At 26.6% G+C, this 15787-nt stretch carries 15 protein-coding genes, 1 tRNA gene and 1 pseudogene; 3 read left to right on the plus strand and 14 right to left on the minus strand.

What is annotated here, in order from left to right:
- Positions 1-238 precede the first annotated feature (238 nt).
- The 7 genes from tnpA to NSA50_RS14420 all read right to left on the minus strand — a co-directional run bounded on the left by tnpA (position 239) and on the right by NSA50_RS14420 (position 6859).
- Positions 239-715, minus strand: coding sequence for an IS200/IS605 family transposase (gene tnpA / locus NSA50_RS14390; RefSeq protein WP_257446076.1), 477 nt, complete (start codon positions 713-715; stop codon positions 239-241).
- A 701-nt stretch (positions 716-1416) separates the two neighbouring features.
- The gene (locus NSA50_RS14395) at positions 1417-1593 is read right to left on the minus strand and encodes a hypothetical protein (RefSeq protein ID WP_257446079.1); all 177 of its coding nucleotides are present in this window, start codon (positions 1591-1593) and stop codon (positions 1417-1419) included.
- 498 nt (positions 1594-2091) lie between these two features.
- Positions 2092-2283 carry a hypothetical protein gene (locus NSA50_RS14400; protein WP_257446082.1) on the minus strand — a complete coding sequence of 64 codons (192 nt, stop codon included), beginning with the start codon at positions 2281-2283 and terminating at the stop codon, positions 2092-2094.
- Between the two features lie 340 nt (positions 2284-2623).
- Positions 2624-3145, minus strand: coding sequence for a signal peptidase I (lepB, locus tag NSA50_RS14405; RefSeq protein ID WP_257429708.1), 522 nt, complete (start codon positions 3143-3145; stop codon positions 2624-2626).
- Positions 3146-3899: 754 nt separating this feature from the next.
- Positions 3900-4028: a hypothetical protein gene (locus NSA50_RS14410; protein WP_257446086.1), complete on the minus strand. Its 129-nt coding sequence runs from the start codon at positions 4026-4028 to the stop codon at positions 3900-3902.
- A gap of 1285 nt (positions 4029-5313) precedes the next feature.
- Positions 5314-5502, minus strand: a complete 189-nt coding sequence (locus NSA50_RS14415; RefSeq protein ID WP_257446089.1) for a hypothetical protein — start codon at positions 5500-5502, stop codon at positions 5314-5316.
- A gap of 1102 nt (positions 5503-6604) precedes the next feature.
- A complete protein-coding gene (locus tag NSA50_RS14420) occupies positions 6605-6859 on the minus strand; it encodes a hypothetical protein (protein WP_257446092.1) in 255 nt (84 codons plus the stop codon).
- Between the two features lie 564 nt (positions 6860-7423).
- Here NSA50_RS14420 and NSA50_RS14425 point away from each other — a divergent pair.
- Positions 7424-7498, plus strand: a tRNA-Lys gene (locus tag NSA50_RS14425).
- A gap of 318 nt (positions 7499-7816) precedes the next feature.
- Here NSA50_RS14425 and NSA50_RS14430 read toward each other — a convergent pair.
- The 3 genes and pseudogenes from NSA50_RS14430 to NSA50_RS14440 all read right to left on the minus strand — a co-directional run.
- Positions 7817-8020: a hypothetical protein gene (locus NSA50_RS14430; protein WP_257446095.1), complete on the minus strand. Its 204-nt coding sequence runs from the start codon at positions 8018-8020 to the stop codon at positions 7817-7819.
- Between the two features lie 239 nt (positions 8021-8259).
- Positions 8260-8451 (minus strand): hypothetical protein, encoded by a 192-nt coding sequence (locus NSA50_RS14435; protein WP_257446099.1) that lies wholly within the window; start codon positions 8449-8451, stop codon positions 8260-8262.
- Positions 8452-8636: pseudogene (locus NSA50_RS14440) on the minus strand (IS4 family transposase); the annotation flags it as partial. It abuts the gene before it with no gap.
- 519 nt (positions 8637-9155) lie between these two features.
- Between NSA50_RS14440 and NSA50_RS14445 the strand changes: the two are divergent.
- Positions 9156-9296, plus strand: coding sequence for a hypothetical protein (locus NSA50_RS14445; protein ID WP_257446102.1), 141 nt, complete (start codon positions 9156-9158; stop codon positions 9294-9296).
- A gap of 266 nt (positions 9297-9562) precedes the next feature.
- The gene (locus tag NSA50_RS14450) at positions 9563-9727 is read left to right on the plus strand and encodes a hypothetical protein (protein ID WP_257446105.1); all 165 of its coding nucleotides are present in this window, start codon (positions 9563-9565) and stop codon (positions 9725-9727) included.
- A 296-nt stretch (positions 9728-10023) separates the two neighbouring features.
- Here the strand turns inward: NSA50_RS14450 and NSA50_RS14455 are convergent, their stop codons facing one another.
- From NSA50_RS14455 to uvrA, 4 genes are all read right to left on the minus strand, one after another.
- Positions 10024-11073 (minus strand): IS30 family transposase, encoded by a 1050-nt coding sequence (locus NSA50_RS14455; protein ID WP_257446107.1) that lies wholly within the window; start codon positions 11071-11073, stop codon positions 10024-10026.
- 103 nt (positions 11074-11176) lie between these two features.
- Entirely contained in the window at positions 11177-12412 is a 1236-nt protein-coding gene (locus NSA50_RS14460) for an FtsW/RodA/SpoVE family cell cycle protein (RefSeq protein WP_195264431.1), read from the minus strand.
- Between the two features lie 10 nt (positions 12413-12422).
- Positions 12423-12875: an FHA domain-containing protein gene (locus NSA50_RS14465; RefSeq protein WP_257446111.1), complete on the minus strand. Its 453-nt coding sequence runs from the start codon at positions 12873-12875 to the stop codon at positions 12423-12425.
- A gap of 76 nt (positions 12876-12951) precedes the next feature.
- Positions 12952-15777, minus strand: coding sequence for an excinuclease ABC subunit UvrA (gene uvrA / locus NSA50_RS14470; protein ID WP_257446114.1), 2826 nt, complete (start codon positions 15775-15777; stop codon positions 12952-12954).
- Positions 15778-15787 lie beyond the last annotated feature (10 nt).

Genomic DNA, 15787 nt, shown 5'->3' on the forward strand with positions numbered 1-15787 from the left:
GACTTCAAAATTTTGTCATTTCTTTGTAGATACAATAAACTTTTTTCTTATATTAATTTTTGATATAATTGTGTTATTCTCCTCATAATCAAAATTATGATTATGAGTCATGTACCACCAGCTTAGCTGGTGGCTTGATTAAGCCCTATAAGGGCATGATACTGGCGGCACTACTCGTGCTCTGGATAACCGCCAATCGCAAAACAGTTTCAGCTACCACCCTCATCGGGTGGTTTTTCTATTTGCTTCCTTTTACCGGCGATCCCGTGAACGGGTCAATATATTCCTTAAAACTAAGTTGCTCTGCTATTTGATCTTCTTGAATTTGGTTTTGAATATACTTTGCAATTGCAGTTTTATTTCTTCCCACTGTGTCAACGTAATATCCTCTACACCAAAAATGTCTATTTCCATATTTATATTTTAAATTTGCAAATCTATCAAAAATCATCAAACTACTTTTCCCATTTAATATTCCCATAAATTTTGATACACTCATCTTCGGTGGAATAGTTACTAACATATGTATATGATCCGGACAAGCATTCGCTTCGATTATTTCTACTCCATGTCTTATACTTATAGTTCTTAATATTTTACCAATTTCAGCCTTATATTTTCCATATATTATTTGTCTTCTATACTTCGGTGCAAATACTATATGATATTGACACCTCCATTTTGTATGTGATAAGCTTTCTATGTCGTTACCCATATGACACACCTCCTATGATTAATTTGTTTTACGATTGTCAGTCGTTGAAATTATATCATAGGAGCTTTTTTCTGTGCAGAGCTTAAGCCATTTTATCCACCGGCATAGCCAGTGATTTTCAACACAACAAAAAAGATAGGTAAGAGCAAACCTATCTTTTTTTATTTATATTAATAAATATTTTTATAATGATTTCATGAATAAAAAATGAAATCAAAACCATATCAACTATAAAAAATATATTTAATTAAATAGCTTATTAATTATTCTTATGATTATTTCAGCAATTCAAGGAATAATATATTTCAAAAAACATATATATGTAATTATAACCATAATCATCGCAATTGCCTCAATAATCACATTGTTAAAAACATTTAAAACAAAACCAAATAGTATGGGCTGTCTCGTAAATGATTTTTAAGCATTTACGAGATAGCCTGTTTTTAGTTTAGTTTTTATAAATAAAGTAAAGTGAAATTTCACTTTTTTAGTGTATTTTTTTAATTCAAAAATGAACTCATTTCGAATTTTAAGTGACTCATTTTCATTATGAAGCTTATTATTGCTATTCCCAATTTTAAGATTATCTTTTAGAACTCCGTATCTTAGCTCCACTTCTTTCAAATATCGTATTACTGTTTTTTTATAAATAATTATTTAAATAATCCTCCAAAGCTTTATTAACCATAGCTGATATATTAAATATTATCCCTAGAAGATCTAGTCTTAATAGCTTCATATAATCCAGTATCTATCCTTAAACTTCTAATCTTATTACTTCTACTTTTCAAATGTGTAATATTACTTATAGTATCTGTTGGTATCAGATTCAATATCTTATCTATGTTTTCTAATAATAGATTTAATTTATCCATATCCAAATCATTATTACATATAATATACCTATTATTTTTGACTTTATTAATAAACTTTTGTTTTTCAGTAATATTACTTTAAATAACATCTTATAGTCTGTACTGATTATCTATCTTTTTATATCCTATCCTCAGTAATTTCTTGTGTATTACTCTCTCATTAATGTCAAACTCTATATTATTCATTGGTCGTCCAGTTTTTAATTCTCTATTTATAAATTCTACTACTTCATCTATGTTAACTTTATTTCATTTAAGTTCCTCCAGTAATGTAACTATCTTACTACTGTAATATTACTAATTATTTATAATATTATAAAGTATACTATTTTAGCTAAAAAACTTGCAAAAGAGACCCCAAAGCATAGAATACGAAATCACTGAAGGAGCGAAATTGGACGCAGTTATTCCCTTATCAATAAACATAAAAACAATTATTACTACCAGTAAGGAAGTAACTACATCCATTTAACGAATGCGAAGTATACCTCGATCACTTCACCATCTGCACCTTATCCCATCTACTAGATTTCTACAAAAATATTCTATCCTATTACTATAACCTTCTAATAGTTCCCAAGCCACTATGCCCCTAGAACTCCCACACCTGTCATTTACATTGTCATCACGCTCAATCCCCATACTATGTATATTATATGGAGTCTCAATCTTTCCATTAACTGAACTCACCTTTCTTCTTTTGAGTTGCTTTAAGTCTTGTCCCACTACATATCATATATGTGATATACAACCTATAAAAAATAAAGAAAGCCTTTTAGTATATATTACCATACCAAAAGGCTTTCTTTATCGGTTATAAATTCATAATATTTAACTAAATAAGTAACTTTTGTTACTATAAAAGAAGTTCTTTTCTAACGGCATTCTTGGTACGTAAATACCTTTCAGTTTGGCTTATCTATATGGCTAGAACCTCATAGATAAGAGTTTAATAAAATCTTATTTTATGTACTATATATTAAATGTTCTCTTTTGCATTTGCAATTATTTTTACTATTTATTGATAAATCTACATGTCTAGTCTTCCAAAATATTTAAAAGGATATATCCTAATAGTAGCTTTACCTTCAATATCATTAAAATCTATATATGGATTAATCCAAAATCTTGAGTCATTAGAATTACTTCTATTATCTCCTAAAAATAAATATTTTTCACTTGGAACAGTAAATTCTCCTTTATACTCAAAACTATTATTTTTAACATACTCTTCTTCAAGTATTTCTCCATTTATAGTTACTATACCTTCAGATATTGTAATGCTATCTCCAGGCAATCCAATGACTCTCTTAACTAAAGTTTCTTGAAGTTCTTTTGATTCAAATACTAATATATCTCCTCTTTTTATACTATCAGGATTATATATTCTACTAATAATTAGCCTATCATCTTTATTTATTGTTGGTGCCATTGATTCACTTGGAATATATACTTTAAATATTAAAAATTTATTTATTAGAACGGCTATTATAATCGCTGAAACTATTGGAATTCCCCAGTCCTTAAAAAAACATTTAAACTTCTTATTCATTCAATCTATCCTCAATATTTTAATCTATACTATTCTTTCATTTTCTATTTCTAGTATTTATTTTTTTAACTATCCATATTATTTATATATCTTAAAAATAGAAAAGTATATTATCACTATTCAGTATTAATATTATTAATGCTATTATTAAAAATACTTTAATATTTAAAAATCTTATTAATCCAAGTTTTTTAAATAAATTTATAAATATTATACTAGCAAATATTCCAAATGTAAAATAAATACTTTGTTATATTATAAGTAAATCTAAACTTTCCTTCTTATTAATACTAAAAGTACATAGCATTCATCTTCTTTTTTATGTTACTTATCAATTCCATCTACTTTAGATTCAAGTTTAGATTCAAGTCTTTCTTGGCTATCTTTTACCACTTTAATATCTAGTCGAGTAGACTTCAAAATCTCTAATATTTCCTTCTCCATTAATCTCTCTCCCTTTTTTATTTAATAAAAATGCTATTAGATAATTAAATTCAAAAAAATAACCTAAAATATAAGTTGAAAAACTTCTCGAAATTAATTTTTTTGAATTACTTGTTAAGCTATGTATTTAAATACTTTGAAGTATCCTCTTTCATATGTAGTACTCTTATGTTATCGTAATAGGCTTTTAAGACTTATCCTTTGATAATATAGTCCCTTTTGCTCCGCTTGAAAAATCCTTTTTATACAGGGCTACATTCCCCATAGAACCTATTTATTGAAATCATTATACCCACTTTAAACTATAAAATCAACAAATTAAATTCATATCAATAACTAAATAATCAAAAAGTCTTATCATATCTGAATCATACATTTTATGTTTACTTCTCATCTTATTTACTTCATTTTCAACCATATAAATTATCCATTCACTCATACTAATTTTTTAAATTTACATATTTTATTTAATCTATCTTTTAGATCTCTATCTACTCTAAATCTTCTTACTTCTTCCTTTATATATTTTATACCCATGAATAACCCCCCCTTTTTTTTTATTTGTTACTATATTAAACTTTAAAATATTATCTTTTTTAGTATCTACAATAAACTTTTCTCTTATACTAACTTTTGATATAATAGTTATATTCTCCTAATCCTCAAACTTTTGGTGATGAACAAAAATTTGAGAATAAACAAAAAAGATGGGTCTGCTCTTACCTATCTTTTTTTATCTATATTAAAAATTATTTTTATAAAGATTATACAAGTGAAAAATAAACTAAATTCTAAAAAATTAAAAAACATATCAGATATAGAAAAAATACATATTATATTAAATAGCTTATTAATTATTCTTATGATTATTTCATCACTTCAAAGAATATTATGTTTATAAAAGTATCTCTCTAGAATTATAAACATTATCATCGCAATTATATCAATAATTATATTGCTAAAAAAAATTTAAAAATTATTTACGAGACAGCCCTATTTTTATAAATTCAAAGAATCTCTCTTTTTCATTTATATTTGAAAAAGCACTAAATGGTATTATTGCTCCACTACTACTATATCCCTTTTTGAAAATAATATATATATTCTATTATTATATTTCACTATTTTTGAAATTGCTCCAAAATTAAACTCATGTAATATTTAATCATTTTTAATATATATTCTATCTTCATTTATAGATAACACCTTTTCACTTAGCATAAATGTTTTTTCACAAAATTTCTCTTTATTGTTATTGTAAGCATTTTTTTAGATTTTATAATCAAAACAAATCCATATAATCCATGCAATTATATTTATAAGAAAAATTGGCAACATTTCATTAATATTATTAAATTGAGCTCAAAATAATATAGTTTCAATCACCAAAAATATTTGGTAACCATAAAATATAATGTTGTACCTTAATTTTAATTTAGAATCAAATTTATAACAATACAAAGTGAAACCTATATAATCATCTACTGTGTTCTTGTATCTAAGTTCCAATATTATAACCACATTTTCTTTAGCTATACTATATTATTATTTTAATATACATTATTATACTATATTTTTCCTTCTAGAAAATACTTATATATCCTATGTCAACATATTTTTATTATATTCTTCAAAATTAAGTTATTATATTTAAGTATTATAAAACACTGTAAATCTATAAATCTTTCTATTAGTGCAGATGAATTAACTACAAATATTGTAAATTAATTGGTATAAACTGGAGCAGCTATAGGATTTAATAGAGAAAATATAAAGCTATATATTGAAAAACTGACTTTAGCTACCGCTATTAGTGATAATCTAAAATATTCTATTGATCTAGAAATAGATGGTAGTACAGTCTTAACCCTCAAATCATCATTTGAGTATGAAAAAATAAAATCCTTTATCAAAGATTAATAATAAAAGTTAAACCATCATATCCAGCACTTAATAAGATAACTGTAACTACACCTCTTAAAGCTAAGAATAGAATTGAAGTAAATAAAGCTTTTACAATAATAAGGGGTCAGTTGCTATTAGTACCAATTTAGAAGCTCTTTACTTTGTCGGTGGACTAGCTTCTATTACTGCTAGTTTAACGATATTACCTAAATATATAGGTACAAAGCCATTAAAAAATATAAAAGAACACTGTCTTTTTATTGACAGTGTTCTTTTATATTTTTTAAAAATTTTTCTCTTTCTTCTATATCTAAAAAAAACTATTGGCTATTAATAATATAGGTTTATTTTTTTATCTATTATACGTATGCATTCTTCGTTATCTAATATTTTATCAAATTCATCAAAGAGAATATCGGTATTTTTATTTTCACTTTTAATTGATATTTTATCTGTTCCTAATATTAATATTTTTTCACTTACTAAAGATGTGTCTTTTTTTATTTTTTTATCATTCTCTTTTTTTGAAATTTACTATAAAAAGCAATCCATATTACCCACACAACTATAATCCAGGTTAACAAAATTATTTTTTGAACAACAGTAATATCTGAAACCAAAGATACTATAGCTAAAATAAATAAAATAATTTGCTATATATATAACATAATGTTATTTACAAATTTTGTCCAAGGATCATGTTCGTATAAATATAAATTTAAATCTATATAATCCTCTACTGTATTTTTAAATTTAATTTCCAATCTTAATTATCACCTTTTTCTTTAAATACAATCAATATAAAAAAATAAATATATATCAAAGGCTTATAATTAAAGTTTTTAAAAAGATTGCTCCAGAATTTAAAACTGTTACTATTCCAACAGAAATAACTTCCTCTGCCCCTATTAATTCACAAGAAATAATTACAATAACATTTAGAAAATAGCTATTACTATTATTGGGGCTACTTTTTATGCTTGATCTATTGGATTAAGTCTTTTAACTCCTTATTATCTTACAGCGATAGCCAACTAAAAAAGATATAGGATAATTAGTATAATAACTATCCTATATCTTTCTTACTATATTTATTTAATTTGAATTCTATTATTTCTTTACTTCTAATAAATTTACTAATCTATCCTTATCTGATTCCTTCTCAAATACATCTAATGGAATAATTGCATATACTTTAAGTTCATCTTCAAAAATATATAGACTATTCCTAATTTTAATAGCCTTATAAATATTATCTACATTAAATTCAATTATAGTATTGTCTTTAATATCAGATATTATAATTTTATTTTCAAGCACACTCATTATTCTCTTTTCTAATAGACTCTTATTCTTATTTATCATAATATTAATGCCTTTTTTAGTAGCATTATAAATTAACTTCGGAACTATTATAATCCATAAAAATATAATACATATAAAAATATCAATAGTATATATCTAGATAAATCGCTATGCGTACTGAAGTATTTAACAGCTTCCATTATACAAAATAATATAAAAGAGTACTTTAAAAATATAAAAAAGAGTTTTTGCTTTTTATCATTTTTCTTCAAATACAATTGAAGTTCTATATATTCATTAATTGTATTCTGAAATTCTATTTTCATAAAATTATACTCCTTAATACCTATAATATACTATATTTTAACATATCTTTATTATATTTTGAATTATTAAAATATATTTTTCTTTTTAATTATAATATTTAAATTTCATTAATTCCTCTTTGTTTTAAGCTCTTCCTTAAGTTTTTCTATATCAGACTTATATTTTTATCCACTAAAATATTTAATTTTATCTCTATGAGATTTATTTAAGACTTTAATATAATCTTTATAAAACTTCCTCTTTCAGCTTTAAAGTATTGACTTTTTTACTATCCTATAATATTATAATATACGTTATGCGCCCTTAACTCAGAGAAAGAGTACCTAGCTTTTTACTAGGGAGTCCGAGGTTCAAGTCCTTGAGGGCGCACCAATAAAAAGGGATATCTTTAGCAAGTAAAAGTATACTAAAGATATCCCTTTTTTCTGTATTTAGCAATATTTTCATACTATACTATTAATAATTTCGCTAAATTTGATTTTCACGAACAAGTAAAGTTTTAAGTATTTAAGCCACTTGTAAAACATGATATATAAAAAAATTACCTTCTTTTTTTAATATATCTAAACAAATAAAAAAAAGTAGTATTTTGTAATGCTAGTTACGAAATACTACCTTTTCCAATCTATTTAATTGCTTTTAATTTTGCAATATCATAACAATTAACTTTAGTCACTTCTTCAACATCTTTTAATTCATTAAGTTTTGTTTTATAGTTGTTCTAAATCCTAATAGATTTGCTGTCTGTTCTACAACTCCATCAAGTTTCTTTTCAATTCTATTTTGGCTTACTTCAAGCTCATCTAATCTCTCAACAATTTTTTCTTGACCATCTTTTAACCCTTTAATATCTTGTTGCATAGACTTTAAAATTTCAAGTATCTCTTTTTCCATAAAGTTAACTCCTTTTCTTTATTTAAATTTAAATATTGATTTACTTTTTCATTATATCACAAAAGGACAATTTTTAATTAAAAAGTGTCCTTTTTAGAGTAAACCTCATATGGATAATTTGTAAATCAAAATTCTATTAAATTATATCATTATTTTAAAATTACATACTTCTATTCTATTATTTGTAAGTTTCATTTATGTATTGCCTCATAATATTCCTATTAAGTATTATCATTCTCTTATACGTTCCCTTTATAGCTACTTTTTTTAGTAACTCTATCTCTTGTTTCTAATTTAGATTTTAGCTTTTCATTTTCTTCTTTTAATTTTAGAATCATTGAGTTCTTATTATTAATCTCTAATTCACTTTTTTCTAAAGTTTCTTTAAATCTAGTTACTTCTTCAACTTTATTTTTATAAGTTTTATTCATCTTAAGCAAAATAAAACTCGTAGAATCATTTATTATGACTCTATTAAAGTGCTTTCTAATCTAGTTAAAGTATTATTTCGAGCATATAAAAATTTAATAAATATTTCTTTCATAAACTCAACTGAATATTTATTAAACCGTTTATCTAAGACTTATTTAGATAATAACTTAGAAAATAAGACTTCTTAGGTTGACAGCCATGGATGCTACCACTATAAGGAAGTAATATGATGATAGAACTAAAAAAAATTCATCTTATAATATAGTAATAGTAGGTATAGGTTGGACTGATTCTCATCTTACTTCATTTTTAACCAACCAATATATACCAATAAAGCTTATAATATGAAACATAAAGTCATATTAGTTGATGGAGATAGAGTATAAGAAAAAAATTTAAAAACACAAAAGTTTTTAGAAAGTGATGTAGGAAAATTAAAAGCTGAAGTTTTCTCAGAGAGATATTCTGCTGTATTTGGAATGGAAATATCCTATGTCGATAAATACATATCATCTAAAGAATATATGTTAAAATTATTAAACTATCATATGGAACAACGAATAGAATAGTTTCTTGTATAGATAACAATGAAGCTAGAAAATATGTTGAGCAGTCATTTAATGATTTTAAATTTACTAGTCATAATTATCTAGGCCTTATTGCTATTGATACTTGGAATAGTGACAATTTAGATAAACTTACAGTGCAAACTGTAGTAGCTTATATAACTTATGATAAAGTGATACTTCCTTCAGATAGCTCTTACTTTCCACAAATGCTTAAAGATAAGGAAGTAAAAGATCCTACAACAACCTATAGTGAAATTATGTTAGAAAATATTTAAAATATATATACAAATATAACAAGTGCAGTTACTAATTTTAATATTTTAAATAATATTATATGGTTAAATAAATGACTGAATATCTGCATATCTTTAATGCTAAAACAATAGAAACAGAAAGTTTAAAAGTTAATATAGCTTGGATTATACCAATTATGGTATAATAATTAAGTAAGGAAACTTATGGTAAGTTATCCTTCTTCCCTTAGGTCGAGTGTTACTGGTTGTCCTATGGCAATTTCAATGATGGGAAGAAGGTGATATCTATGTCAGATTTTATACAAGCTTTAATTGTACTATGCATAACTATAGTTGCTATAGTTGCGATTATATTTAGAAAGAAGTTTTCAACGAAAGTTGATAGAAGTATAGATGGGGTTACAGCTGAATTATCTGTAACTGAAGATAAAGATACAAAAAGAAAAAAGTAGCTCACACTCGCAAAGTTAAGCTACTTTAATCTTTAACATATCATAATCCATAGGTCAAATGTAGCACTTGACCTTTCCTTACTAATTATTATAACACAATTTAAAATAAATATACAATAAGATTATATAAAATACAAATACTAGTGTGACTATCTTGATCTTTGTAAAATTTGAAGATAAAAGATTGAGAAGTGAGTATATAAGAGATTACTGATTATCATCTAAAAAATTCCATATGAGAAAAAATATATATAGATAAAGAATCTAAATTGCAATATCAAATTGAACTATTTTTGTTAAATTGAATAAATAGCATCTAGATATTGATCAAAGATAGCTTCTGCTGTCTTATAATTTAACTTTCTTCTAGGAAGAGTATTAATCCAATCTTCAATACGAGATATCTCATCGATAGTATATTGGAATATAGCTTTTCCTTTTGGAATAAATCTTCTTATTAGCCCATTATGTCTCTCATTGCACCCTTTTTCAAAAGATGAATAAGGGTGCGTAAAATATACCTTAGTAGAACAATCATTTTCTATATTACTAAGGTTTGAAAACTCAGATCCATTATCTGAAGTTATTGTTTTAAATACTTCACTAAATTTACTACCAAATTCATCTTTTATACTTTTTAATGCTTCATCTACCGCATCAGCTGTCTTAGCAGCTATCTTCCTGTGGATTGAATTTAGTGTCTTTCTTTCTACTAAAGTTAAAAGAACATTATCTTTTTTATTTTTTAGTCCTTCCACAGTATCTATCTCCCAGTGGCCAAATTCTTCTCTTGTCTCTATTGTCTTATCTCTTTCCTCAATACTTCTGCCAAGCTTTCTTCTATTAACTCTAACAATGTTTTTATGCTTATTAATTCTTAACTTCATAGGCAAATCACTATTACTAATCTTTATAAATCCTAGGTCTATATAGTTGTAAAGTGTTTTTGTACAGACCATTTCATCCCTATTAAAACGAGCAGAAGCTAAAGCTTCGCCGGTACAAGCATCTAATGACCAATTATCTTTTAATACTTTATTTGTTACATAATCTATAAATTTAGAGCATTTTAGAAGTTTATATTTACCCTTGCAATTTTCACGATTTTGATAATATACTCTTTCACCTACTTCTGCAAAGTATCTTGTAATCTCTACTCCATTTTTTATTTGCTTTACTGATCCACGCTTAATTTCATTAAGCACTGTATTTATTGTTCTGTTAATACTTTTAGAGATTTTATAAGCACTCCAACCTTCTTTTAATCTTATTTCGATAAAACACCTTTCTTGTAAACTTAAGTGTTTATTTTTCTTTGTATTTGTGATATTCTCTTTAGTGTCCATAGTGATTTCCTTTCGTGAATTGTTTCTGCAAATTCAATTTTAACACGAAAAATCACTATGGATTTTTTTTACTTCAATTTAATTTTACAACTAGTCCTATATTTTAATATTCCTCTGATATCTTTTGCAATATACCTAATGCAAAGAACATTGTCAACATAGAACTACCGCCATAACTTATCAGTGGCAGAGTTATACCTGTAAGTGGTATAACAGTAAATATTCCACCTATTATAACTAAAGTTTGGCAAGCTATCATTGTACTAAATCCAACAGCGGCTAACTGGCTGAATTTATCATTAGTTAAAAATGCTATTCTTATTCCTCTATAAAACAATAAGAAATATATTATCATTAATCCTACTGCAAATATCATTCCAAATTCTTCACAAATGACAGCAAATATGAAATCACTCTCGCTTGCGAATATTAAGTCAGGATATCCATTCCCTAACCCTACTCCAAATAATCCACCTGATGCTATAGCATATAGACCTTGAACTATTTGATATCCTTCATTGCTTGCATACTTCCATGGATCAAGCCAAATTTTCACTCTTCTTTGTACGTGTCCAAAAACTCCATAAGCTCCTACTGCTCCTATTGCAGAAAGCCCTAAACATGTAAAAACATATTTTTTCTTTGAAGTTGCTATATATAGCATAGTTACAGATATACCAAAAAATATTAAAGTTGATCCTAAATCAGTTTGAAGCACCATGCAAACTAATGAATACATAACAACAACAGCAGGCTCTATTAGTTGTTTAAAATCTTCTTTAATTACATTTTTGCTTTCATATGTCATAAGCGAAGACGCTAAGTATAAAACTAGTGCTATTTTCCCAAATTCAGATGGCTGGAATCCAAATGGTCCTATATAAACCCAATTCATAGCTCCATATGTTTCTACATTAAATATAAGCCCATATATCAATCCCATGGGCATAAATATTAAAGTAATAATCATATATATTTTTTTATACTTAGCAAAACTTTTTAAATCTGGTAATGCTACAACTATGACTATATATGATATCATTCCAAGTACTGCCCATATTAATTGTTTTATAGCAAAACTAGGTTCCAATCTATATAGTACTGCTATTCCAACTACAGCTAATATACTTGAAAATATAAGCATAAACTTATCCCCATCAGGATAAAACCGTCTCACTAGATAGTGTGAAAATCCTATTATTATGCACAAAATAATACCTATAATTAATGCTTTAGTATCAAATGGTTTTTTTAGTAAGGCTAAATTAGTAAACAGAAGTAAGCATAGTAAATAAATTAATTTCAGAACTCTTTTTTCTAACTTTAATGCACTATTCATAAACTCACCTCTAGCTCTTATCTGCTCTTATAACCTTAAATGTAGCGCTACCTATTCTTATAAGATCGTTAGCTCTTATCTTTGAATATCCGTTAACTCTTTCATCATTTATAAAAACGCCATTAGTACTATTTAAATCTTCTATTACTATCTCATTATTTTTAACTATGATTTTCGCATGATTTCCAGAAGCATATTGATCATCTAATTTTATTGTATTTCCTTCTTTTCTACCTATAGTTATAGTTCCTCTTAACAATAAAATAGATCCTTCTTCTAGGTTTGAGTTCTCACCTGTGCTCAATACTTCTATGCCATAATTCTTTTTAGCAGAAGGTTGCTTTCTTCTTCCACTGCCTTTTACATCCTTGTACATTATTTTTAGTGCATAATAAATTATAAAATAAAGTATTATCATAAATGCTACACCAAAAACTAATGTCATTAGCTTTGAAAAACCCATCTCTTCACCTCAAAATCAGTATTTTATTACCATTATATATTAAAACTTCTAGTCAAAAATAACAAGTATACTTAACTTATCTTAACATCTTTTTAAGATATTTCCCAGTATATGAATTATTTGCTTCACTCACTTCTTCTGGAGTCCCTGTTGCAACTATAGTTCCACCTTTATCTCCACCTTCTGGACCTAGATCTATTATATGATCTGCGCACTTTATTAAATCCAAATTATGCTCTATAACTACAACTGTATTGCCTGCCTCAACAAGCCTTTGTAGTATCTCAACAAGTTTACTTACATCATCTATATGAAGCCCTGTTGTTGGTTCATCTAAAATATATAATGTTTTACCAGTACTTCTCTTTGAAAGTTCAAATGCTAATTTTATTCTTTGAGCTTCTCCTCCTGATAATTGAGTCGAAGGTTGCCCAAGCCTTATATATCCAAGCCCAACATCATTTAAAGTTTCTAGCTTATTCTTTATTCTTGGAAGATTTTCGAAGAATTTCAAAGCCTCTTCAACAGTCATATTAAGTATATCATCTATTGATTTTCCTTTATATTTAACTTCTAAAGTTTCTCTATTATATCTCTTTCCTTTACATACTTCACAAGGAACATATACATCTGATAAAAATTGCATTTCTATTCTTATTATTCCATCTCCAGCACAAGCTTCACATCTACCACCCTTTACATTAAAGCTAAATCTTCCTGGTTTATATCCCCTCATTTTAGCTTCTGGAGTTGATGCAAATAGTTCTCTTATTATATCAAAAACTCCTGTGTAAGTAGCAGGATTTGACCTTGGAGTTCTTCCTATTGGACTTTGATCTATATCTATTATTTTATCAATACTTTCATATCCAATTATTTCCTTGTGATTTCCTACAGGAGTTTTACTTCTATTGACTAACCTATTTAATCCTTTATATAATATTTCATTAACTAACGTACTTTTTCCAGAACCTGATACCCCGGTTACCATAGTTAGTGTTCCTAAAGGGAATTTTACATTTACATTTTTCAAATTATTTTCTTTAGCACCTTTAACAGTTATAAAGTTTCCATTTCCTGTTCTTCTTTCACTTGGAATTTCGATTTTCTTCTCTCCTATTAAGTATTGACCTGTTATAGAGTTTTTACATTTCTTTATATCTTCCACAGTACCTGCTGCAATTATCTCTCCCCCATGCTCTCCAGCTCTTGGTCCTATATCAACTATAAAATCAGCTTCTTTTATAGTATCCTCATCATGTTCAACTACTATTACAGTATTTCCTATATCTCTTAAGTTCTTTAAAGTACCTATCAATCTATCATTATCTCTTTGATGTAGTCCTATACTTGGTTCATCTAGAATATATAGCACACCCATAAGTGCAGATCCTATTTGAGTTGCAAGTCTTATTCTTTGAGCTTCTCCACCAGATAATGTACCAGAATTTCTTGCTAAGTCTAAATAATCTAATCCTACATCAATTAAAAACTTAAGTCTATTTTTAATTTCTTTAATTATTTGATCACTTATTATTTCATCTTTTTCAGATAAAACTAAAGAATTAATATATTCAAACTCTTCTTTTATTGATAATGTTGTGAATTCATAAATATTTTTGTCACCAACTCTAACTGCTAGCGCTTCATTTTTTAACCTTGCACCTTTGCACTTAGGACATTTATTATTACTCATATATTGTTCAATTTCAGTCTTTATAATATCAGAGTTAGTCTCTCTATATCTTCTTTTTAATGAATTTATTTCACCATCATATGCATATGAATATTGTGATTTAACGCCATCTTTGGTGTAAATAACTTTCATTTTCTTACCGTTAGTACCATATAGTAATAAATCTAATTCTTTTCTGCTAAGTTCCTTGACTGGTCTACTTAAGTCTAGATCATATTCTTCACTTAATGCTTTTAATATTGCATAAGTCCAAGAATCTTCTTTTAATCTACCTTCTCCCCAGGTAGCAATGGCACCTTCTAATATACTTAAGTCTTTATTAGGAATTATTAAATCTTCATCCAATTCTATCAAAGTTCCTAAGCCATCACAGTAATCACATTTACCAAAAGGTGAGTTGAATGAAAACAATCTAGGTGCTAGTTCATCTATACTCATTCCACATTCTGGGCAGGCAAAATTTTCACTAAATAATAGATCTTCTCCATCTATTACATTTATAATTACTAACCCATCTGCTAATTTTAATGCAGTTTCAATCGAATCAGCTAGTCTTCCTTCTATACCATCTTTAATAATTACTCTATCAACAACAGCTTCTATATTATGCTTTTTATTCTTATCTAATGTAACTTCTTCTTCCGCTAATTCATATATAGACCCATCAATTCTTGCTCTAACAAATCCGCTTCTTTTAATGTTATCTAGCACCTTTTCATGAAGTCCTTTTTTTCCTCTTATCATAGGAGCTAAAACTTGAATTTTAGTTCTATCCCCAATGGACATTACACTATCCACAATTTGATCAACAGATTGTTGCTCAATTGGAATTTTACATTTTGGACAATATGGTTTTCCTATCCTTGAATATAATAACCTTAAATAATCATATATTTCAGTTATAGTTCCAACCGTTGATCGTGGATTTTTACTTGTAGTTTTTTGATCTATAGATATTGCTGGAGATAAACCTTCTATATACTCTACATCAGGCTTATCCATCTGTCCTAAGAACTGCCTTGCATATGATGATAATGATTCTACATATCTTCTTTGTCCTTCTGCATATAAAGTGTCGAATGCTAAAGAAGACTTCCCTGATCCTGATAGACCAGTAAATACAATTAATTTATCTCTTGGTATTTCCAATGATACATTTTTTAAATTATGTACCTTTGCACCTCTTATAATAATTTTATCTTTCATATTAACTTGC

Source organism: Clostridium mucosae, from assembly GCF_024622765.1.
In the GTDB taxonomy this organism is placed as follows: domain Bacteria; phylum Bacillota; class Clostridia; order Clostridiales; family Clostridiaceae; genus Clostridium.

What these genes read in the sequence shown, in the direction of transcription:
- tnpA (WP_257446076.1), bottom strand. Translation starts at nt 715, where the DNA reads ATGGGTAACGACATAGAAAGCTTATCACATACAAAATGGAGGTGTCAA.
- NSA50_RS14395 (WP_257446079.1), bottom strand. Translation starts at nt 1,593, where the DNA reads ATGGATAAATTAAATCTATTATTAGAAAACATAGATAAGATATTGAAT.
- lepB (WP_257429708.1), bottom strand. Translation starts at nt 3,145, where the DNA reads ATGAATAAGAAGTTTAAATGTTTTTTTAAGGACTGGGGAATTCCAATA.
- NSA50_RS14410 (WP_257446086.1), bottom strand. Translation starts at nt 4,028, where the DNA reads ATGAGTGAATGGATAATTTATATGGTTGAAAATGAAGTAAATAAGATG.
- NSA50_RS14420 (WP_257446092.1), bottom strand. Translation starts at nt 6,859, where the DNA reads ATGATAAATAAGAATAAGAGTCTATTAGAAAAGAGAATAATGAGTGTG.
- NSA50_RS14430 (WP_257446095.1), bottom strand. Translation starts at nt 8,020, where the DNA reads ATGGAAAAAGAGATACTTGAAATTTTAAAGTCTATGCAACAAGATATT.
- NSA50_RS14435 (WP_257446099.1), bottom strand. Translation starts at nt 8,451, where the DNA reads ATGAATAAAACTTATAAAAATAAAGTTGAAGAAGTAACTAGATTTAAA.
- NSA50_RS14450 (WP_257446105.1), top strand. Translation starts at nt 9,563, where the DNA reads ATGTCAGATTTTATACAAGCTTTAATTGTACTATGCATAACTATAGTT.
- NSA50_RS14455 (WP_257446107.1), bottom strand. Translation starts at nt 11,073, where the DNA reads ATGGACACTAAAGAGAATATCACAAATACAAAGAAAAATAAACACTTA.
- NSA50_RS14460 (WP_195264431.1), bottom strand. Translation starts at nt 12,412, where the DNA reads ATGAATAGTGCATTAAAGTTAGAAAAAAGAGTTCTGAAATTAATTTAT.
- NSA50_RS14465 (WP_257446111.1), bottom strand. Translation starts at nt 12,875, where the DNA reads ATGGGTTTTTCAAAGCTAATGACATTAGTTTTTGGTGTAGCATTTATG.
- uvrA (WP_257446114.1), bottom strand. Translation starts at nt 15,777, where the DNA reads ATGAAAGATAAAATTATTATAAGAGGTGCAAAGGTACATAATTTAAAA.